At 60.3% G+C, this 20,201-nt stretch carries 18 protein-coding genes; 4 read left to right on the plus strand and 14 right to left on the minus strand.

The genetic code is table 11. The features are described from left to right. Positions 1-117: 117 nt before the first annotated feature. On the minus strand, positions 118-471 hold the full coding sequence (locus AB4O08_RS25865) for a hypothetical protein (RefSeq protein ID WP_010210044.1): 354 nt from the start codon (positions 469-471) through the stop codon (positions 118-120). Between the two features lie 483 nt (positions 472-954). On the opposite strand from AB4O08_RS25865, the gene AB4O08_RS25870 reads away from it, so the two are divergent. Then, positions 955-5,823 carry an NAD-glutamate dehydrogenase gene (locus AB4O08_RS25870; protein ID WP_460114496.1) on the plus strand — a complete coding sequence of 1,623 codons (4,869 nt, stop codon included), beginning with the start codon at positions 955-957 and terminating at the stop codon, positions 5,821-5,823. Between the two features lie 54 nt (positions 5,824-5,877). On the opposite strand, the gene AB4O08_RS25875 is transcribed toward AB4O08_RS25870, so the two are convergent. The 4 genes from AB4O08_RS25875 to AB4O08_RS25890 form a co-directional block, all read right to left on the minus strand. Next, on the minus strand, positions 5,878-6,498 hold the full coding sequence (locus AB4O08_RS25875) for a hypothetical protein (RefSeq protein WP_460114497.1): 621 nt from the start codon (positions 6,496-6,498) through the stop codon (positions 5,878-5,880). 120 nt (positions 6,499-6,618) lie between these two features. Further along, positions 6,619-7,311: a GntR family transcriptional regulator gene (locus tag AB4O08_RS25880; protein ID WP_010210047.1), complete on the minus strand. Its 693-nt coding sequence runs from the start codon at positions 7,309-7,311 to the stop codon at positions 6,619-6,621. Positions 7,312-7,328: 17 nt separating this feature from the next. Continuing rightward, a complete protein-coding gene (locus AB4O08_RS25885) occupies positions 7,329-8,030 on the minus strand; it encodes a FadR/GntR family transcriptional regulator (RefSeq protein ID WP_010210048.1) in 702 nt (233 codons plus the stop codon). A 172-nt stretch (positions 8,031-8,202) separates the two neighbouring features. Beyond that, positions 8,203-9,528, minus strand: coding sequence for a C4-dicarboxylate transporter DctA (locus AB4O08_RS25890; RefSeq protein ID WP_175439684.1), 1,326 nt, complete (start codon positions 9,526-9,528; stop codon positions 8,203-8,205). 217 nt (positions 9,529-9,745) lie between these two features. Here AB4O08_RS25890 and AB4O08_RS25895 point away from each other — a divergent pair, with 217 nt between their 5' ends. Then, positions 9,746-10,375: a DNA-3-methyladenine glycosylase I gene (locus AB4O08_RS25895; RefSeq protein WP_010210050.1), complete on the plus strand. Its 630-nt coding sequence runs from the start codon at positions 9,746-9,748 to the stop codon at positions 10,373-10,375. A 3-nt stretch (positions 10,376-10,378) separates the two neighbouring features. Here AB4O08_RS25895 and AB4O08_RS25900 read toward each other — a convergent pair whose 3' ends face one another. Both AB4O08_RS25900 and pdxR read right to left on the minus strand, forming a co-directional pair. Then, entirely contained in the window at positions 10,379-10,780 is a 402-nt protein-coding gene (locus AB4O08_RS25900; RefSeq protein WP_010210052.1) for a cupin domain-containing protein, read from the minus strand. An 84-nt stretch (positions 10,781-10,864) separates the two neighbouring features. After that, on the minus strand, positions 10,865-12,298 hold the full coding sequence (gene pdxR / locus AB4O08_RS25905) for a MocR-like pyridoxine biosynthesis transcription factor PdxR (RefSeq protein ID WP_010210053.1): 1,434 nt from the start codon (positions 12,296-12,298) through the stop codon (positions 10,865-10,867). Between the two features lie 154 nt (positions 12,299-12,452). On the opposite strand from pdxR, the gene AB4O08_RS25910 reads away from it, so the two are divergent. Next, a complete protein-coding gene (locus AB4O08_RS25910) occupies positions 12,453-12,896 on the plus strand; it encodes a carboxymuconolactone decarboxylase family protein (protein WP_010210054.1) in 444 nt (147 codons plus the stop codon). On the opposite strand, the gene AB4O08_RS25915 is transcribed toward AB4O08_RS25910, so the two are convergent. The 7 genes from AB4O08_RS25915 to AB4O08_RS25945 form a co-directional block, all read right to left on the minus strand. After that, positions 12,897-13,664 carry an SDR family oxidoreductase gene (locus AB4O08_RS25915; RefSeq protein WP_010210056.1) on the minus strand — a complete coding sequence of 256 codons (768 nt, stop codon included), beginning with the start codon at positions 13,662-13,664 and terminating at the stop codon, positions 12,897-12,899. Positions 13,665-13,673: 9 nt separating this feature from the next. Beyond that, positions 13,674-14,741 carry a phosphotransferase family protein gene (locus AB4O08_RS25920; protein ID WP_021491554.1) on the minus strand — a complete coding sequence of 356 codons (1,068 nt, stop codon included), beginning with the start codon at positions 14,739-14,741 and terminating at the stop codon, positions 13,674-13,676. 129 nt (positions 14,742-14,870) lie between these two features. Further along, a complete protein-coding gene (locus AB4O08_RS25925) occupies positions 14,871-15,824 on the minus strand; it encodes a 2-hydroxyacid dehydrogenase (protein WP_021491553.1) in 954 nt (317 codons plus the stop codon). 53 nt (positions 15,825-15,877) lie between these two features. After that, the gene (locus tag AB4O08_RS25930; RefSeq protein ID WP_460114498.1) at positions 15,878-16,402 is read right to left on the minus strand and encodes a cysteine hydrolase family protein; all 525 of its coding nucleotides are present in this window, start codon (positions 16,400-16,402) and stop codon (positions 15,878-15,880) included. Between the two features lie 184 nt (positions 16,403-16,586). Continuing rightward, the gene (locus tag AB4O08_RS25935) at positions 16,587-17,180 is read right to left on the minus strand and encodes a TetR/AcrR family transcriptional regulator (protein ID WP_010210063.1); all 594 of its coding nucleotides are present in this window, start codon (positions 17,178-17,180) and stop codon (positions 16,587-16,589) included. A 151-nt stretch (positions 17,181-17,331) separates the two neighbouring features. Next, on the minus strand, positions 17,332-17,775 hold the full coding sequence (locus AB4O08_RS25940) for a hypothetical protein (RefSeq protein ID WP_010210064.1): 444 nt from the start codon (positions 17,773-17,775) through the stop codon (positions 17,332-17,334). Between the two features lie 44 nt (positions 17,776-17,819). Continuing rightward, the gene (locus tag AB4O08_RS25945) at positions 17,820-18,275 is read right to left on the minus strand and encodes a DUF4822 domain-containing protein (protein WP_021491551.1); all 456 of its coding nucleotides are present in this window, start codon (positions 18,273-18,275) and stop codon (positions 17,820-17,822) included. A 493-nt stretch (positions 18,276-18,768) separates the two neighbouring features. Between AB4O08_RS25945 and AB4O08_RS25950 the strand changes: the two genes are divergently transcribed. Continuing rightward, positions 18,769-20,046, plus strand: a complete 1,278-nt coding sequence (locus AB4O08_RS25950; RefSeq protein ID WP_010210068.1) for an HAAAP family serine/threonine permease — start codon at positions 18,769-18,771, stop codon at positions 20,044-20,046. The last annotated feature ends 155 nt before the right edge of the window (positions 20,047-20,201 follow it).

Genomic DNA, 20,201 nt, shown 5'->3' on the forward strand with positions numbered 1-20,201 from the left:
GCGGTCGAGCAAAAACGCCGGGCTTGGGAGGCTTACTTTAATGCATCGAGGGGGGTGGCGACTAACGGCGTAACGGGTATTTTTGGCAAAACTTGTAGGATTTTTGTGTGGGAGGCATCACGCGCGGACGTAGGTGCCAGTGCCTTTGAGGATGTTTTGCAGGGTTTCTTCGACTTCGGCCAGATCCGACGCGGCTGTGGCGTGGGTGATCTCAAGGTGATCCTTGCCGCCCAGTGCATCGGCGTCACCCGCCGCCAGCTCGACCCGTAGCGTGGTGTCACTCAGCGTGATCTTCAGCCCATCCAGGGTCGATGGCTCGTAGTCCCAGGTCAGCTCCACTTCGTCTTCATCCGGGTAGCGGGTCAGCATGAACATTTCGCCGTTCTTGCCGTGACAGCAAAGCATCGCCATGTTGTCCTCTTCGTCATCGCACGGGGTGACCATCAGGGCGTCGGTTTTCAGCTGCAGCATGGGGAATCCTGGTAGGGGGTAGGGCGTAATAGGGGCAATTGTGCCATTGCGGCGAATTTTGTGCTGCATCCTGTGTCAGACCCAGTGCATGACCTGACGGGCAATATCAGTCATTTCTGGTACTCGCACGCCTTGAAATAGCCGGTTTTTTTGCCGGATGTTGCGGGTTGCCCAAGTCGCAACCCTACGCCTGCTTACCGATGACCGAATATGTCGCAGCGTCGCAAGCAGCTGGCTTCCCACACTCGTTAAGCTGCGCAACGGATGTGCCCTGTGCCGGGAGTCTGACCTGCCCGTCGTACCGTCGCCTGGTAAGGCGCATATCCAATGGAAGTTGTATGTGACCTGACTGTCTTGTCCAGCTTCACTCACCTGTCACGCTGAATTCGCTATGGTTAACCTGCGAACAGCGCTGACGGTCTCCCCGCAAGGGGATAACACGCGACGCTTCCATCAATAACAAGCCCAAGCGGAGTACCACAGATGGCGTTCTTCACCGCAGCCAGCAAGGCCGACTTCCAGCATCAACTGCAAGCGGCACTGGCGCAGCACATCAGTGAACAGGCACTGCCACAAGTGGCGCTGTTTGCTGAACAATTCTTCGGCATCATTTCCCTGGACGAACTGACCCAGCGTCGCCTTTCCGACCTGGCCGGTTGCACCCTCTCTGCGTGGCGCCTGCTTGAGCGCTTTGACCATACCCAACCGCAAGTGCGGGTCTACAACCCCGATTACGAACGTCATGGCTGGCAGTCGACCCATACCGCGGTTGAAGTGCTGCACCATGACCTGCCCTTCCTGGTGGACTCGGTCCGTACCGAGCTGAACCGCCGCGGCTACAGCATCCACACCTTGCAGACCACCGTGCTCAGCGTACGCCGTGGCGCCAAGGGCGAGTTGCTGGAAATCCTGCCTAAAGGCACCCAGGGCGAAGGCATCCAGCAAGAATCGCTGATGTACCTGGAAATCGACCGCTGCGCCAACGCCGCCGAACTGAACGTGCTGAGCAAAGAGCTTGAGCAGGTGCTGGGCGAAGTGCGCGTGGCCGTGGCCGATTTCGAGCCGATGAAAGCCAAGGTCCAGGACCTGCTGGCCGGTATCGACGCCAGCCAGTTCAGCATCGACGGCGAAGAAAAAGCCGAGATCAAGAACTTCCTGGAATGGCTGGTGGGCAACCACTTTACCTTCCTGGGCTATGAAGAATTCGTGGTACGTGACGAGGCGGATGGCGGTCATATCGAATATGACGCCGATTCCTTCCTCGGCCTGACCAAGCTGCTGCGCGCCGGCCTCACCGCCGACGACCTGCGCATCGAAGACTACGCCGTGGCCTACCTGCGTGAGCCGACCGTGCTGTCGTTCGCCAAGGCCGCGCACCCGAGCCGTGTACACCGTCCGGCGTACCCGGACTACGTGTCGATCCGTGAGATCAGCGCCGACGGCAAAGTGATCAAGGAACACCGCTTCATGGGCCTGTACACCTCCTCGGTGTATGGCGAAAGCGTGCGGGTTATTCCGTACATCCGTCGCAAGGTCGCGGAAATCGAACGCCGCTCCGGCTTCCAGTCCAAGGCTCACCTGGGCAAGGAGCTGGCTCAAGTCGTTGAAGTGCTGCCACGCGACGACCTGTTCCAGACCCCGGTCGACGAATTGTTCAGCACTGTGATGTCCATCGTGCAGATCCAGGAACGCAACAAGATCCGCGTGTTCCTGCGCAAGGACCCGTACGGTCGTTTCTGCTACTGCCTGGCCTACGTGCCGCGCGACATCTATTCCACCGAAGTGCGCCAGAAGATCCAGCAAGTGCTGATGGATCGCCTGAAGGCCTCGGACTGCGAATTCTGGACCTTCTTCTCCGAATCCGTGCTGGCCCGTGTGCAGCTGATTCTGCGGGTTGACCCGAAGAACCGGCTGGACATCGACCCGCTGCAACTGGAAAAAGAAGTGGTGCAGGCCTGCCGCAGCTGGCAGGACGACTACTCCAGCCTTGTCGTCGAAAGCTTCGGCGAAGCCCACGGCACCAACGTGCTGGCTGACTTCCCGAAAGGCTTCCCGGCCGGCTACCGCGAGCGCTTCGCCGCGCATTCCGCCGTGGTCGACATGCAGCACCTGCTGAGCCTGACCGAAGCCAACCCGCTGGTGATGAGCTTCTACCAGCCGCTGGGCCAGGTTTCCGGCCAGCGCGAGCTGCATTGCAAGCTCTACCACGCCGACACCCCGCTGGCGCTGTCCGACGTGTTGCCGATCCTGGAAAACCTCGGCCTGCGCGTGCTGGGCGAGTTCCCGTACCGTCTACGCCATGCCAATGGCCGTGAGTTCTGGATCCATGACTTCGCGTTCATCGCCGCCGAAGGCGTGAACCTGGACATCCAGCAACTGAACGACACCCTGCAGGATGCGTTCGTGCACATCGTGCATGGCGACGCCGAGAACGATGCGTTCAACCGCCTGGTACTGACCGCGGGCCTGCCTTGGCGCGATGTGGCGCTGCTGCGTGCCTATGCCCGTTACCTGAAGCAGATCCGCCTGGGCTTCGACCTGGGTTACATCGCCAGCACCCTGAACAACCACACCGACATCGCCCGCGAGTTGACCCGGTTGTTCAAGACCCGCTTCTACCTGGCGCGCAAGCTGACCGCCGACGACCTGGAAGACAAGCAGCAACGCCTGGAACAAGCGATTCTCAGCGCCCTGGACGATGTTCAGGTGCTCAACGAAGACCGCATCCTGCGTCGCTACCTGGACCTGATCAAGGCCACGCTGCGCACCAACTTCTACCAGACCGACGCCAACGGCCAGAACAAGTCGTACTTCAGCTTCAAGTTCGACCCACGCGCCATTCCTGAACTGCCGAAGCCCGTGCCGAAGTTTGAAATCTTCGTGTACTCGCCACGCGTGGAAGGCGTGCATCTGCGTTTCGGCAACGTCGCTCGCGGCGGCCTGCGCTGGTCCGACCGTGAAGAAGACTTCCGGACCGAAGTGCTCGGCCTGGTAAAAGCCCAGCAAGTGAAGAACTCGGTCATCGTGCCAGTGGGTGCGAAGGGCGGCTTCCTGCCGCGTCGCCTGCCATTGGGCGGCAGCCGCGACGAGATCGCGGCCGAGGGCATCGCCTGCTACCGCATCTTCATTTCGGGCCTGTTGGACATCACCGACAACCTGAAGGATGGCGCCCTGGTGCCGCCGGCCAACGTCGTGCGCCATGACGACGATGACCCGTACCTGGTCGTCGCAGCGGACAAGGGCACCGCGACCTTCTCCGACATCGCCAACGGTATCGCCATCGACTACGGCTTCTGGCTGGGTGACGCGTTCGCGTCCGGTGGTTCCGCCGGTTACGACCACAAGAAAATGGGCATCACCGCCAAAGGCGCGTGGGTTGGCGTGCAGCGTCACTTCCGTGAGCGCGGCATCAATGTGCAGGAAGACAGCATCACCGTGGTCGGCGTCGGTGACATGGCCGGTGACGTATTCGGTAACGGCCTGTTGATGTCCGACAAGCTGCAACTGGTCGCGGCGTTCAACCACCTGCATATCTTCATCGATCCAAACCCGAACCCGGCCACCAGCTTCGTCGAGCGTCAGCGCATGTTCGAGCTGCCGCGTTCGGCCTGGACCGACTACGACACCAGCATCATGTCCGAAGGCGGCGGTATCTTCTCGCGCAGCGCGAAGAGCATTGCCATCTCGCCACAGATGAAAGAACGCTTCGACATTTCCGCCGACAAGCTGACCCCGACCGAACTGCTGAACGCCTTGCTCAAGGCGCCGGTGGACCTGTTGTGGAACGGCGGTATCGGGACCTACGTCAAGGCCAGCACCGAAAGCCATGCCGATGTAGGCGACAAGGCCAACGACGCGCTGCGCGTCAACGGCAACGAGTTGCGCTGCAAGGTCGTGGGCGAGGGCGGTAACCTCGGCATGACCCAACTGGGTCGTGTGGAATTCGGCCTCAATGGCGGCGGTTCCAACACCGACTTCATCGACAACGCCGGTGGCGTGGACTGCTCCGACCACGAAGTGAACATCAAGATCCTGCTCAACGAAGTGGTGCAGGCGGGTGACATGACCGACAAGCAACGCAACCAGTTGCTGGCGAGCATGACGGACGAAGTCGGCAACCTGGTGTTGGGCAACAACTACAAGCAGACCCAGGCCCTGTCCCTGGCTGCGCGCCGTGCCTATGAGCGTGCCGCCGAGTACAAACGCCTGATGAGCGACTTGGAAGGCCGTGGCAAGCTGGACCGTGCCATCGAGTACCTGCCGACCGAGGAGCAGCTCACCGAGCGCGCCGCGACTGGCAAGGGCCTGACCCGTCCGGAACTGTCGGTGCTGATCTCGTACAGCAAGATCGACCTCAAGGAAGCGCTGCTCAAGTCCCTGGTGCCGGATGACGAGTACCTGACCCGTGACATGGAAACCGCGTTCCCTCCGAGCCTGGTCGCCAAGTTCTCCGAGGCCATGCGTCGCCACCGTCTGAAGCGTGAGATCGTCAGCACCCAGATCGCCAACGACCTGGTCAACCACATGGGCATCACCTTCGTTCAGCGGCTCAAAGAGTCCACCGGCATGAGCCCGGCGAACGTGGCCGGCGCCTATGTGATCGTGCGTGACATCTTCCACCTCCCGCACTGGTTCCGCCAGATCGAAGCCCTGGACCACCAGGTTTCCGCTGATGTGCAACTGGAGCTGATGGATGAGCTGATGCGCCTGGGCCGCCGCGCTACGCGCTGGTTCCTGCGCAGTCGTCGCAACGAGCAGGACGCTGGCCGCGACACCGCGCATTTCGGTCCGCACCTGGCGGCGTTGGGCCTCAAGCTCGACGAACTGCTGGAAGGCCCGACCCGTGAAGGCTGGCAGAACCGCTACGGCAAATACACCGAAGCCGGTGTGCCGGAGTTGTTGGCGCGTATGGTTGCCGGTACGACGCACCTGTACACCTTGCTGCCAATCATCGAAGCGGCTGACGTGACCGGGCATGATGCCGCCGAAGTGGCCAAGGCCTACTTCGCCGTCGGCAGCGCCCTGGACCTGCCATGGTACCTGCAGCAGATCAGTGATCTGCCGGTGGCCAACAACTGGCAAGCCCAGGCCCGCGAGGCCTTCCGCGACGACGTGGACTGGCAGCAGCGCGCGATCACTATCTCCGTCCTGCAAATGGCCGATGCGCCGCAAGACATGGAAGCCCGCGTGGCCCTGTGGCTTGAGCAGCACAAGGACATGGCCGATCGTTGGGTGGCGATGATGGTTGAGATTCGTGCCGCTGTGGGTACGGACTACGCCATGTACGCGGTGGCCAACCGTGAGTTGCTGGACCTGGCGTTGAGCGGCCAGTCGGCGTTGCAAGCGGTTTGATTTAACTGCAAGACAGAAAGCCCCGTATCTTGAGATACGGGGCTTTTTTTTGACTTAAAAACTGGCATGACCCAGGCAAGGCTGGATGACTCTTTTCAAGCCGTTGTTATTGGCTGGTAATAAGAAGGTCGCGGTCAGCGGCTTGTCGCCTTCGTTGGCAGGCGCTATTGAGAGTTTTAGTGTTTGACCGCGTGAGGCATCGCTGGCCCAGTAGGCTAATTCGTCAGGCGCAACGGCAGTACTGAGCGCAAATACCGTTCCGATCTGGAACGCCCCGCCGTGGGTCCAGACACCGTTTACCGGGTGATCGATGGCGGTGCGTGTTGCCGTGGTGATGCGCAATGGCCCATTTGCGCTGGCGTCTGGACCTTCGAATGGCGCCGCGTCAAAGCCCAGCGAGGCCGGTGTGATCTGCAGTGCAGCGCTGGCCGTCGGGCTTTGCGGGGAGCAACTGATCTCAAGGCTGGCCTTGACGTGATAGTCGCCGTAAGCGCTGCCACCGAAAGTGCGGGCGGTTAGCATCGGGCTATTGGCGTAGGGTTGTTCAAGCAGCCAGACGGGGGCTGCCGGGGTGATGATGTAAGTCCCGGCCGTTAACGCGTCGCCCGCCCATACATAGGCATTGAACTGCGGAATGAAGAGGGCGGTGACCAGTGCGAAAGTGAGGGCTTGCATAACGCTATTCATCCGAGTTCAAGGCTGTAGGGATGAATACAATTGTGCAGTGCCATGACCCTCCGGGCTGTCGGCGATTTCGGAGATCACCGCTGTATTCGTAGTCAGTCAGGGTGGGCTTTATGGCACAGCCTGGCTCAGCAATTTGGCTTCCAGGTGATCCAGGTGTTGGGTCATCAGCGTCACCGCGGTGGTTGAGTCGCGCCGCTCCACCGCATCCACAATCGCCGCATGCTCCTGCCACGCGCAATACGTGCAGGCTTTGGCTTCAAATTGCGCAATGATCAACGAGGTCAGTGGCACCAGGCTGTTGAGAAACTGTGCCAGCGGTGCATTGCCCGCCACGGCCGCCAGTTGCAGATGGAATTCCCCGGATAACCGAATCGCCGGTCCACGCTGATCACGCTCAATGTACTCGCGTTCCCGTGCGATCAGCTCGCGCAACTGGCGGATCTGTAGGGGTGTTGCTTGCGCACAGGCCAATTGCACCACGGTGATTTCTGTCAGTCGCCGCGCTTCCAGAATCTGCCGCGCCTGCTGCGTGTCCGGCGCTGCCACCTGGGCGCGCTGGTTGGGGCGCAGGAGGATCACTTGCTGATGGGAAAGCTTTGCCAGGACGCGGCGAATCACACTGCGGCTCACGCCAAAGATCTCGCCCAGGCCTTCTTCGGTAAAGCGGCTGGCCGGGGCGATACGCTGTTCCAGGATGGCGTCGAACAATCGCGGATAGATGTCGTCCACCGAAGGCTTTTTACCGGCGACCAGACGCAGGGTTGGGAGGATAGGGTCGTAGTGCAAGGCGCGAGCGGTCATGGCCTGTCTCCAAAAAGTCAGCTGCCCAGATGGTCGTCCGGGATGTTCAAGCGAATGCCCATGCGCAGGCCTTCCTGAAGGATGTGGCGACGCATTTCGGCGCTGGCCAGGGCGCTGTTCTTGTTGCGGATGGCGCGCACAACGGCTTCATTTTCCTGCAGGCGTTCGGCCAGGTGCTCTGGCGAGTTGCGCAGCACCTGGGCGCTTTGCTTGAGTGCGTTGCTGGTCTGTTGCACCACGTTCTGGAAGATCGGGTTGGAAGTGAGGGCAAACAGCTCTTCGTGAAAACCGATGTAGGCGTTCATTCCGGCCTCTGCGTCGCCGGCGTCGAGGGCCTCGCGCATGTCCATCAAGGTCAGGCGCAGTTGGCCCACCTCTTTGCTGCTGATGGACTGGGCCACCAGGCCGACAATGAAGGGCTCGAGGGTGTAGCGCAGTTGCAGGATGTCTTCCAGGCTGGCGTCGGCCACCGCGTCGCTGGCGTGCGGTTCGCTGATATTGGTCTCCAATACCACCACGCCCTTGCCGGGCATGGAGCGCACCAGGCCGAGCGTTTCCAGCACGATCACCGCCTCACGCAGGCTGGGGCGGCTGATACCCATTTGTTCGGCCAGTTCGCGTTGGCCGGGCAGCATTTCGCCGCGACGCCACTGCCCGCGGGCCAGCGCGGCGCGGAGTTTTTCTACGACTGAATTGACGACGGTTGAGGTGCTGATCACGCCGTTACCTCCTTGATGTTGCGAACAGGGTTGTCAAATTGACGACGGTTAAAATGTGGGAGCGGGCTTGCTCGCGAAAGCAGTGTGTCAGTCACCCCATTTGCAGGCTGAACTACCGCATTCGCGAGCAAGCCCGCTCCCACATCTTGGCCTGTGTCGCTCATGAAATGGATCAAAACTCCTGATGCGCCGGCACGACCGGCTTCTTGGCCTGGAAGGCATAGCCTTGCTGGCCGTCCAGCACCTTGTTGGCGCGCTGGATATCGATGTCTTTTTCCCAGCGGGCGATGGCGACGGTGGCGACGCAGTTGCCGATCAAGTTAGTCAACGCGCGACCGATGCCCATGAACCAATCCACCGCCAGCACCAGCACCAGGCCCACCACCGGGATCGCAGGGATCGCCGTGAGGGTCGCCGCCAGGATCACCAGCGCCGAGCCGGGAATCCCGTGGGCGCCTTTGGAGGTGATCAACGACACCAGCAGAATGGTCAGCAGATCCGTCATCGATAGCGGTGTGCCGGTGGCATTGGCGATAAACACGATGGCCAGGGTCAGGTAGATGGAAAAGCCGTCGAGGTTGAACGAGTACCCCGTCGGAATCACCAGGCCCACGGTAGAACTGCCGATGCCCAGGTGTTCGAGTTTACGCATGATCTGTGGCAGCACGGCGTCGGAGGAGGCGGTGCCCATCACAATCAGCAGTTCTTCACGCAGGTACTTGAGCAGCGGCAACATGCGCAGCCCCGACAGGCGCATCACCAGACCGAGGATCAGCCCGACGAAGGCAAAGCACGTCAAGTAGAACAGGCCCACCAAACTGCCCAGGTGTTGCAGGGAGTCCAGCCCGTAGGTGCTGGTGGTGAAGGCGATTGCGCCGAACACACCGATTGGCGCCAGGCGCACAATCATGCCCATGATGCGAAAGATGATGTGGCTCAGTTCGTTGATCAGTCGCGAGATGCCCGAGGCTGCTTCGCCGACCAGGTTCAACGCACTGCCGAACAGCACCGAGAACAGCAGCACTTGCAGCACGTTGTTGTCGGCAAAGGCGCCGATCACCGAGTTGGGGATCAGGTCCATGAGGAACTGGCTGGTGCCACGGATGTGCTGACCCTTGTCTGCCAGTTCATTCAAGCCGGCCGACGACAGTTGTTCCAGATGGATATTGGCGCCGGTGCCGATACCGGTGCTGAAGGCCATCACCAGGCCGATCACCAGAGCGACGGTGGTGAGGATTTCAAAGTAGATCACGGACTTGAGGCCGATGCGCCCGACTTTCTTCAGGTCGCCGGCGCCGGAAATGCCGCTGACCACCACGCAGAACACGATCAGGCCGATCAGCATCTTGATCAGCTTGATAAAACCGTCACCCAGGGGTTTGAGTTGCGAGGAGAATTCGGGAAGGGTCAGGCCGCAGATTATGCCGAGCATCAGGCCAATCACGACTTGCAGGAAAATCGAACGCGAGCACCATCTGAGCATGGGAGGGATCTCTATTCGGTGCCCTGGTGGTTCCAGGGCTTAATTGTTGTGGTCTTACCGGTAAGTCCAGTGCGGGGCCAGTCTACGCCCGGTATTTTTGAAATCACAAGCAATTATTTGGCGGTTGACAGGTCCCGGTCTGACCAGTTGGTCGGTAAGGTCGAGGCTTGAGCGGTTGGCGCGGTGGAAATTTTTTCGCTTATCATCCACCGCTCGGCACGTGAGGTGATGGATGGACACACCAGGACTGACCACTGACGACACCGGGCAGACCCACTGCACCTGGCGCATGGCCGCGCCGGAATACCCGCGTTATCACGACCAGGAGTGGGGCGTGCCGGTGGCGGATGATATTCAGCTGTACGAGAAGATCTGCCTGGAGGGCTTTCAGGCTGGCATGGCGTGGATCACCATCCTGCGTAAGCGTGAGCAGTTCCGCGTGGCGTTCGAGGGTTTTGATTTTCGCCGTGTGGCGCACTATGGAGAGGCGGATATTGCGCGGCTTATGCAGGACCCGGGCATTGTGCGCAATCGGGCCAAAATCGTTTCCACCATCAACAACGCACGCAGGGCCTGTGAGCTGGTGGATGAGACCGGTTCCCTGGCGCGCTGGTTGTGGGCGTTTGAGCCCGGTGAAGATGAGCGCCCGACCGTGGTGGACATGGCTTATTGGACGGGCAACCCCACTTCACCGGCTTCGGTGCGTTTGTCGAAGGCCTTGAAGAAGCGCGGTTGGACGTATGTGGGCCCGACCACGATGTATGCGTTGATGCAGGCGATGGGCATGGTCAATGATCACTTGGAAGGCTGTGTGTGCCGGCCACGGATCGAAGACCTGCGCCGGCAGTTCCAGCGACCTTGAGGCTTACTGCTGGAGCGGCGTCAGCACTTCAGCGTTGTCATCCAGCACCATCACCACCAGCAATCTGGCCGGTTTTGTCTGGCTGGCATTGCTCGACTCAAAGTGTCGCGAACCCGCAGGTTCGTAGAACGATTCGCCGACCTGGTAGGTTCTCGCTTTCTCATCATTCACCCGCGAAGTGATCGCGCCTTCCAGCACATAAGCCACGGCAGTGCCGGTGTGGCTGTGGGGCATGGTGGCCTGGCCTGGGGCGTAATCGACGGTGAGCATAATGGTTTTCTTGCCGGGCACATTGGTCAAGGCATGGGTTTGAAGCACCTTGATCGACTCCTGGTTGTAAACCGGTTCGTGGGCAAAGGCGCCGAGCGAGGCGAGCATCAGCGAGGCAGCGAGCAATCGTTTCATGGTGAGGTTTCCGAGTCATTCGAGACCTCTTCACCCTACGCCGCCGTGCCTGGGGGACCAATGACCAATCCGGAGGAAAATCCACTAGCCAATCTGCAGCAGGATATCGCGTACCTTATCCAGCGCCGGGTCGATGTCCAGGGTCTCGATGGCGCCGAAACCGATGATCAGGCCAGGACGTATGGGCGCATCGTGGAAGAACACGTCCAGGGGGTACACGCCCACTTCTACACGGCGTGCCAGTTCCATCAGCAACGGGATGTTCACCGGCACCTTGCACAACGCCGCCATGTGGAACCCGGCCACGGTAGGCACCGCTTCGAACCAGGGCGACAAGTCGCCCGCCAGGCGTTGCAGGATGCGTTCACGGCGCCCGGCGTAAACCGTGTGGCAGCGGCGGATATGCTTGAGCAAGTAGCCTTCACTGATGAATTTGGCCAAGGCCCATTGCGGCAGCGTCGAGCTGTGCTGATCGGTCAATTGCTTGGCCTTGAGGACCGCGCCGTAAATGGCCGGCGGCAGCACCGCGTAACCCAGGCGCAACTCCGGCAGCAAGGTTTTCGAGAAGGTGCCGACGTAGGCCACCACGCCACGGGTGTCCAGGCTTTGCAGGGAGTCGGTGGGCCGCCCCTCGTAGCGAAATTCGCTGTCGTAGTCGTCCTCGATAATGATCGCACCCAGCTCGAACGCTCGCGCCAGCAAGGCTTCACGGCGCGCTGGGCTCATCGGCATGCCGAGGGGAAATTGGTGGGAGGGCGTCACGTAGATCAGTCGTGTGCCGTCGGGAATTCGGTCGACGCGAATGCCCTGTTCATCCACCGGCACGCTGACGACGCTGGCCCCCATCGCCATGAACATCTGGCGTGCGGGGCTGTAGCCGGGGTCTTCCATGGCAACGAGGCTGCCCGGTTCCAGCACCACGCGGGCGATCAGGTCCAGCGCCTGCTGTGCACCGTTCGTGACCACGATGTCGCTGTCACGGCAGTTGACCCCGCGGGAGAACGCGATGTGTCCGGCGATGGCGCTGCGCAGCGCCGGCAAGCCTTCGGGCTGGCTGTAGAAACCGCTGTTCTGGGCGATGCGCCGTAAGGCGTCCTGGGTACAGCGACGCCATTCATCCTGGGGGAACTGGTTGCGGCTGGTGGCACCGCCGATAAATTCGTAACGCAGCGTGCTGTCACGGGTGGGGTGACGCATCGGGGAGGGCAATGACTGCCACTTCGCGAGGTTGGCGGCGCAGGCCAGGTCGGTGGCGCCTTGCTGGCGTTCGGTTTGTGGCGCTCGGGCATTGACGAAGGTGCCACGGCCGGTCTTGCCGATCAGTAATCCTTCGTAGGTCAGGGTGGCGTAGGTGTCCGACACGGTCTTGCGCGACACCCCCAGCTGTTGGGCGAGCAAGCGGCTGGGCGGCAACTGCGCACCGGCGGCCAGGCGCCCGGAGCCGATGGCTTCACGCAACTGTTGATACAACTGTTCGGCCAGATCCTTGCGACCGTTAATGACAACGTGCAATTCCATGTCTTACCCCGTGCATTCACTCGGGCCAAGAGTACGCGCGCATGCCGCAGGTGCAAAATGGTCTCTGCATAAACCGTCTGATTGGCTATAGGGCTTATGTCGTGTGGGCTCTAGGCTGGATTGTGATTGCACCCACTGACAGAGAACCATCGCCATGGAACCCCGCCTGGATTACTACACCGCTTCGCCGCAAGCGCTCAAAGGCATGCTCATGCTGGAGGCGACGACCTTCGGCTTGTCCATCGAAAAGCACTTGCTGGAGCTGATCAAGATCCGGGTCTCGCAGCTCAACCACTGTGGTTTCTGTACAGATATGCACTCGATGGCGGCACGTCAGCGCGGCGAGACCGAGCGGCGCTTGTTCGCGGTGTGCGTATGGCGTGATTCGCCGTTCTTCACGGCACGGGAAAAGGCCGCGTTGGCTTGGAGTGAAACAGTCGCGACGTTGCCGACCTCGACGGTATCGGATGAACTGTTCGCCGCCGTGCGGTTGGAGTTCAGCGAGCAGGAACTGGTGGACCTGACCATGGCGGTGTCCAGCATCAGTGGCTGGAACCGCCTGGCAGTGAGTTTTCGGCAGCCGCCGCCAAATGCTTGATCAGGACAGGAAGCCACCGTCCACATTCAGTGACACGCCGGTGGTGTAGCTCGATGCATCGCTGGCCAGGAACAGCACCGCGCCGGCCATCTCGCTCGGGTCGGCCACGCGCTTGAGCGGGATCTGCGCCAGGGCCATTTTCAGGATCGCATCGTTCTTCACCAGCGCCGAGGCGAACTTGGTGTCAGTCAGGCCCGGCAGCAGGGCGTTGCAGCGAATGCCGAATGCCGCGCATTCCTTGGCGAACACCTTCGTCATGTTGATCACGGCAGCCTTGGTCACCGAGTAGATGCCCTGGAACACGCCCGGGGAGATTCCGTTGATCGACGCGACGTTGATGATGCTGCCGCCACCGTTCTCGCGCATCAGCTTGCCGGCTTCCACGGACATGAAGAAGTAGCCACGGATATTCACGTCAACGGTCTTCTGGAATGCACCGAGGTCGGTGTCCAGCACGTTGCAGAACTGCGGGTTGGTCGCCGCGTTGTTGACCAGGATATCCAGGCGACCGAACTGCTCGCGGATGCCGGCGAATACCTGGGTAATCTGCTCCATTTCACCGATATGGCAGGCCACCGCAGTGGCCTTGCCGCCGTCGGCGATGATCGCATCAGCCACGTGCTGGCAGCCTTCCAGCTTGCGGCTGGACACGATCACGTGGGCGCCTTGCTGGGCCAGCAACTTGGCGATGGCCTCGCCGATGCCACGGCTGGCACCGGAAACAAAAGCGATTTTGCCGTCGAGGTCGAACAGGTGGGTCTTGGACATAGCGGTTCCTTAAAGGGACGATTTGCTGATGACGTTCAGGCTCATCTGCTCCAGCAGCTTGTTCATGTGAATGAACTGCGCAAAGCGTTTGTCCTGGGTCTGGCCATGGAAGAAGCGGTAGTAGATCTGCTGCACGATGCCGGCCAGGCGGAACAGGCCGTAGGTGTAATAGAAATCGAAGTTGTCGATCTGGATGCCCGCGCGCTCGGCGTAATAGTCGACGAATTGACGGCGGGTGAGCATGCCGGGCGCGTTGCTCGGCTGGCGACGCATAAGTTGCACCGGCGCTGGGTCGGCCGCTTCGATCCAGTAGGCGAGGGTGTTGCCCAGGTCCATCAGCGGGTCGCCGAGGGTGGTCAGCTCCCAGTCCAGCACGCCGATGATCTGCATCGGGTTGTGCGGGTCAAGAATCACGTTATCGAAGCGGTAGTCGTTGTGCACGATGCTTGAGGTCGGGTGGTCGGCCGGCATCTTGTCATTGAGCCAGGTGCGTACGGTTTCCCAGCTTGGCGCGTCGGGGGTCAGGGCCTTTTCGTAGCGGTCGCTCCAGCCACGGATCTGGCGCGCCACATAGCCTTCGGGTTTGCCCAGGTCGCCCAGCCCGCAGGCGCTGTAGTCGACCTGATGCAGCTCGACGAACTTGTCGATAAAACTCTTGCAGAGTGCCTCGGTCTTGGTTGCGTCCAGGCCCAGTTCAGCTGGGAGGTCGGAGCGCAGGATGATGCCGTTGACGCGCTCCATCACGTAGAACTCGGCGCCGATCACCGACTCGTCGGTGCAATGCACGTAGGCTTTGGGGCAATACGGGAAGCCGTCTTTGAGCTGGTTGAGAATGCGGTATTCACGGCCCATGTCATGGGCGGACTTGGCTTTGTGGCCAAAGGGTGGGCGTCGCAGCACGAATTCCTGACCGGGGTATTCCAGCAGGTAGGTCAGGTTCGACGCACCGCCCGGAAACTGGCTGATCGTGGGCGTGCCGCTCAGGCCCGGGATATAGGCCTTGAGGTAGGGATCGATCAGGCTGGCATCAAGTTCTTCGCCTGGGCGAATCTGGGTCGATTGGTCGTTCAGCGCCATGCTTATCCCTTCTGCTTATTCTAAAGGCCTCGGACTATTTCCTAATCTAATGCGCACCACCGCCCAGCGACAAGGTCGGGGCGGCTTAATAGGTTAGCGTGTTGGACGATGATCAGCGTGCCTGATCGGTCATTTAGTGGGCGGGGGCAGGGCGACCGGCGTGAGCACCGGGCGGCCGGCGAAGTATTCCACCAGGTTGTCGGCCACGCGCTGCACAGTGTCGTGGGCGGCCTCTGGCGACAAGCCGGCCACATGCGAAGTGAGCACGGTATTGCTGAGCTTCTTGAGAGCATCGGGCACTTGGGGTTCGTCGTCGAACACATCCAGTGCTGCGCCACCGATGCGGCGTTGTTCAAGGGCGGCGACCAGGTCGGCGGTCACCACTACGCTGCCACGGCCGATGTTGACCAGGTAGCCATTCGGGCCAAGCGCATCCAAGGCGTGGCGATCGATCAGGTGGCGCGTGCTGGCGCCACCGGGCGTGGCCAGGATCAGGAAATCCGAGGTGCGCGCCAGTTCCACCGCCGTGGCGCAGTAGGTGTAGTCGACGTCGTCGCGTGGCTGGCGGTTGTGATAACTCACCTCCATGCCGAAGCCCTGGGACGCACGCTTGGCGATTTCCAGGCCCACCGCACCCAGGCCGAGGATGCCCAGTTGCTTGCCGCCCAGGGACGGGCGCATCACCTTGGGCCATTCACCGCGGCGTACTGCGGCGTCGGTCTGCGGGATGCCGCGCACCAGCGAGAGCAGTAATGCCATGGCGTGATCGGCCACCGATGGCGCGTTCACCCCTGCGCCATTGGTCACGACGATCCCGCGATTGCTGGCGGCTTGCAAGTCTACGTGTTCGTAGCCGGCACCTATCACGCAGATGATTTCCAGCTGGGGCAGGGCGGCGATTTCCTCGGCGTACAAACCCAGCGGGCCACGGGTCAGCACGGCCTTGATCTGGCTGCCGTGGGCCTTGATGGCCTCGGCGCGTTCGGCGGGTGTCGGTGCCAGAATCACATGAAAGTCGTTGCCCTCGATGATGGGCAGGTATTCATTGATGGTTTCAACCAGGACCAGAACAGTGGCGGTCATCGGAAGGCTCTTCCTGAAGGGTTTGAGGGGCTGAGTATGCCGTATTTGAGCGCTCAGAAGCTGATCTCGAAGGCGCTTGCACGCGTCACAAACGTGCCGGCCAGGGTGGCATTGTGGTGTTCGATAATCGCCTCGGCCTTCAGCGCCGGCGTGTCCATGCAGGTATGACCGTCTTCTGGCAGTACCACCGAAAACCCCAGTTCCACGGCGACCCGGCAGGTGGTGTCGATGCAGAACTGGGTTTTCATGCCTGCAATCACCAGCTCGTTGACCCGCGCAGCTCTCAATTGCTGTTCCAGGTCCGTGCCCAGGAAGCAACTGGGGCGGGTCTTGTTGAACAGGTGATCGCGGGATTCGTCTACCTCCAGTTCATGCCACAGCTGCCAGAGCGGGCTGCCGGCTTCAATCGGTGAGCCGGCCGGGCCGGTGTGGCGAGCCACGAAGATCGGGGCGCCGGCATCGCGCGCGCGTGCTATCAATTGGTTGAGGGTGGCGAGTACGCGTTCGCGCTCGAAGGGTTTTTCCGGACCGTCGTATAAACCGGTTTGCATGTCGATGATCAGCAGGGCGTCAGCCATGGTGTTGCTCCTTGTGATTGCCACATGGGCGGAGCAATAAAAAGGCCCCGTCCATTGCTGGCGGGGCCTTGGGTTGAATCTGTGAAGTGTCTAGCTCAAGCACTCACAGCCACCGCGCGACCCGCCGGAAGCGGTCGTGGTGGTGGTACGGGTGAGGGCGAGCTGGATAAGGTTCATGGGCCGATCATGCTGGGACGGGTGAAGGGCTGTCAACGGGTAACAGGGCCTTTCGTGCAGCAATCAGGAATTCATCCGACAGGTCATTGCCACGTGTCGCACGTGCCAGTGTCACTGCTCCGATCATCATTGCGTACTTTGCGAGCAGGGCCTGGCGGTCTTCATCGTGCAACTGCGCGAATATATCCAGCGACTTTTCGACGCCTTCGATAAACGTATGTTGCAAGGCCGTGTCGGCGGGCTCATGGCACATGTCCGGGGCGAATGCCGACACTGGGCAGCCGTCTCCGGGGTTATCGCGATGGGTGGCGGTCAAATAAGGCCCCATCACGGCCTCACGGGCCGCCTGCTGATCTACGCTGCGATCGATTTTTGCCTGCCAGCCCAAGTTCGCTTGCTCGAATGCCTGCTGGCAAGCTTCGGTGGCGAGGGCTTCCTTGGAGGCGAAGTGCCCGTAGAAACCGCCGTGGGTCAGGCCGGCTGCAGCCATGACGTCCGACAGGCTGATACCGTGCAAGCCGCGTTCGCGAAATAGGTGCGTGGCGGCCTCGACGATGATTTCGCGGTTGAGTTCGGCTTGTTTGCGTGAAACGCGAGGCATGGCAGGGCTCACAGGAAGAAGGGCGGGTGCTGTATGAAAACTACAGGAATGGGTGCCATTCTTAAATAGATTTATGCGGGCATGTATTATTCCCGAGAGGCCGCTCCGTTGCGCCCCTTTTGCGCATTGGGGCGCAACCGCTGTCAGGCGATCACTGTTGGGCGCTGCGTCGCGCCTTGTCTTGCTCTGCCTGTGCAATAGGCATGAAATTGTAGGTAGGAAAAAATTCCGTGGTGTACACCCCCCACGCGCTGTTTTCGATTGCCAGGTTGACCTCTGCCAGGCGCGAGGCCGGGAGACGGAGCACGACGACCTGTCCAATGCCCATGGTGATGTTCCAACTCAGTACTTCCACCCCGGGCGGTGGAAATACCGCGTGGAACGCCTGCCTGGCCAGTTGCGTTTTTAACTCGCCCAAGGGGCGGGATTGATCATGTTTAAGAAATACGGTCAACATGACGGCGTTATCGGCAGTGATGGGCGTAGTCTTTTCATTCAGCGCAACAGCGGTTTGTGCAGTCGCTGAAACTGGCAATAGCGCGGCGGCCAGTAGTGCAGGTAATAACAATAAATGGAGAGGGTTACGTTTATTCATGGTTGGGCACCTTGCTCATTGTTGTTTGTATTGGCGATGTTTGATTAATTCGACATGGCGGTCTTGATTGGACCTTTATAGGGGGCGTGCACGACATAGATACGTACGGGCGGTTGCGTGGGGATCATGTTGCGCGGTACTTCGCGAGAGTAAGTGAATTCACGGTTATCAAGTTTCTCCAGGCGCCTGACGATTGTTCTGTTCGGGCCGAGATCAGGGAACAGGATATGGGTCTTGCGGTCTCCCGTGACCATGAAATACCCGCCGCCGCCATCGGCATGCTTTGAACGGCCGGTGTCGGTGTAGAAGAATTCATAGCGATTGCGCAGTGGATCCCACATTGATATGCCAACGACGCCGGGGTAGTTGGCCTTGACGTCTTTGTCCGGTTCCCCCTCAACATAGACTTTGGTGGTCAACCATTGCGCAGAAGAGGCCAGCGCTTGAATGTCCGCTTCAGGTTCCAGCTGTTCTGCACTATTGGCGTGCGCGCTGAACATGCATGAGAGTAACAGACTGATGAGCACACATTTAAATCTTCGCATTGTCGAATTCCTGTTGTTTTCAATAAGCGACGTTGTTTTTTTGTGGGGTCTGCTGCGGGTGATATTAGTTTCAACGTGGGTGGTTGCTCAATGACTATGTAGGGTTGTGTAACAATTAACGCCGCACTTTGCTTATTATTTTAGTTGGATAGCTATTTGCGTCTGATTGGGTTGTAGGCCGATTCTCTAAATAGGCCAAGTTCAGTTTAAACGCGACGACTTGGGTGCAGCCGTGAAGAGCACTTTCCGCTCGCGCCAAATGGTGTTGGCATGCCCGCAACCTTCGCTTATGGCGGCCCTAGAGCGCCTGCACCGGTACACCGTTCCTCAGCTAAGTCTTTGCTTATTCAAGAGAATCCCGGACAATCACGGCCCTTCTATGGTCGGGGCGCTGCCTGTCAGGTTTTTCTGACTCGTCCCGGCTATGTAAATGCGGAGATCCGACCGGATGAATGATCAGGCCAATAGCGTCGACGAACGCTATGCAACGACACCTGCAACCCTCACGAGCTGGAGCCGCCAGGACACCACCTGGATGCTTGGCCTGTTCGGCACCGCTATTGGCGCCGGTACCCTGTTCCTGCCGATCAACGCCGGCCTGGGCGGCTTCTGGCCCCTGGTAATCCTTGCGTTGCTGGCGTTCCCGATGACCTTCTTCGCCCACCGTGGCCTGACCCGTTTCGTGCTGTCTGGCCGTGAAGGCTCGGACATCACTGACGTTGTCGAAGAACATTTCGGCATCAAGGCCGGCGCGCTGATCACGTTGCTGTACTTCTTCGCGATCTTCCCAATCCTGCTGATCTACAGCGTCGCTTTGACCAACACGGTCGGCAGCTTCATGGAGCATCAACTGCACATCATGCCGCCGCCACGGGCGATCCTGTCGTTCGTGCTGATCCTCGGCCTGCTGGCCGTGGTGCGTTGCGGCGAGCAAGTGATCGTCAAGGCCATGAGCTTGATGGTGTACCCGTTTATCGTCGCCTTGCTGTTCCTGGCGGTTTACCTGATCCCGCACTGGAATGGCGGCATCCTCAGCACCGCCAGTCAGGTCCCGACGCCGTCCGCCCTGCTTAACACCTTGTGGCTGGCGATCCCGGTGATGGTGTTCTCATTCAACCACTCGCCGATCATCTCGGCCTTCGCGGTGGACCAGAAGCGCCAGTACGGCATCCATGCCGATGAGCGCAGCTCGCAGATCCTGTCCCGCGCGCATCTGTTGATGGTGGTGATGGTGCTGTTCTTCGTGTTCAGCTGCGTGCTGACCCTGTCGCCGGCGCAACTGGCCGAGGCGAAGGCACAGAACCTGTCGATCCTGTCGTACCTGGCCAACCACTTCAATAACCCGACCATCGAGTTCGCAGCCCCCTTGATCGCGTTTGTGGCGATTACCAAGTCGTTCCTGGGGCATTACATCGGTGCCAGTGAAGGCCTCAAGGGCCTGGTGTTGAAGACGGGTCGTCGTCCGGGTGCGAAGCGCCTGGATCGCATGACCGCCGCCTTCATGCTGGTGGTGTGCTGGATTGTGGCGACATTGAACCCAAGCATTCTCGGCATGATTGAGGCGCTGGGCGGTCCGATCATTGCTTCGATCCTGTTCCTGATGCCGATGTATGCCATCCGCAAGGTGCCGGCCATGGCCAAGTACCGTGGGCAGGCGTCCAATGTGTTTGTCACGGCGGTTGGTCTGGTGGCGATCACTGCAGTGGTTTATTCGCTTTTTGCTTGAGCCTGATGCGGTCTATCCGACTGCGCAGGGTTAAAAATGTGGGAGCGGGCTTGCTCGCGAATGCGGTGTATCAGTCACATCATCCGGGACTGATACACCGCATTCGCGAGCAAGCCCGCTCCCACAGTTGATTTAGGGTGTTGCCGATGCTGTTT

Source organism: Pseudomonas sp. H3_E07, from assembly GCF_054668895.1.

Coding starts and splice junctions, on each gene's coding strand:
- AB4O08_RS25880 (WP_010210047.1), bottom strand. CDS start 7,311: ATGACCGCTCGCGCCTTGCACTACGACCCTATCCTCCCAACCCTGCGT.
- AB4O08_RS25945 (WP_021491551.1), bottom strand. CDS start 18,275: ATGTTCAGCGCGCACGCCAATAGTGCAGAACAGCTGGAACCTGAAGCG.
- AB4O08_RS25940 (WP_010210064.1), bottom strand. CDS start 17,775: ATGAATAAACGTAACCCTCTCCATTTATTGTTATTACCTGCACTACTG.
- AB4O08_RS25900 (WP_010210052.1), bottom strand. CDS start 10,780: ATGAAACGATTGCTCGCTGCCTCGCTGATGCTCGCCTCGCTCGGCGCC.
- AB4O08_RS25910 (WP_010210054.1), top strand. CDS start 12,453: ATGGAACCCCGCCTGGATTACTACACCGCTTCGCCGCAAGCGCTCAAA.
- AB4O08_RS25925 (WP_021491553.1), bottom strand. CDS start 15,824: ATGACCGCCACTGTTCTGGTCCTGGTTGAAACCATCAATGAATACCTG.
- pdxR (WP_010210053.1), bottom strand. CDS start 12,298: ATGGAATTGCACGTTGTCATTAACGGTCGCAAGGATCTGGCCGAACAG.
- AB4O08_RS25870 (WP_460114496.1), top strand. CDS start 955: ATGGCGTTCTTCACCGCAGCCAGCAAGGCCGACTTCCAGCATCAACTG.
- AB4O08_RS25950 (WP_010210068.1), top strand. CDS start 18,769: ATGAATGATCAGGCCAATAGCGTCGACGAACGCTATGCAACGACACCT.
- AB4O08_RS25895 (WP_010210050.1), top strand. CDS start 9,746: ATGGACACACCAGGACTGACCACTGACGACACCGGGCAGACCCACTGC.
- AB4O08_RS25920 (WP_021491554.1), bottom strand. CDS start 14,741: ATGGCGCTGAACGACCAATCGACCCAGATTCGCCCAGGCGAAGAACTT.
- AB4O08_RS25935 (WP_010210063.1), bottom strand. CDS start 17,180: ATGCCTCGCGTTTCACGCAAACAAGCCGAACTCAACCGCGAAATCATC.
- AB4O08_RS25865 (WP_010210044.1), bottom strand. CDS start 471: ATGCTGCAGCTGAAAACCGACGCCCTGATGGTCACCCCGTGCGATGAC.
- AB4O08_RS25875 (WP_460114497.1), bottom strand. CDS start 6,498: ATGCAAGCCCTCACTTTCGCACTGGTCACCGCCCTCTTCATTCCGCAG.
- AB4O08_RS25915 (WP_010210056.1), bottom strand. CDS start 13,664: ATGTCCAAGACCCACCTGTTCGACCTCGACGGCAAAATCGCTTTTGTT.
- AB4O08_RS25930 (WP_460114498.1), bottom strand. CDS start 16,402: ATGGCTGACGCCCTGCTGATCATCGACATGCAAACCGGTTTATACGAC.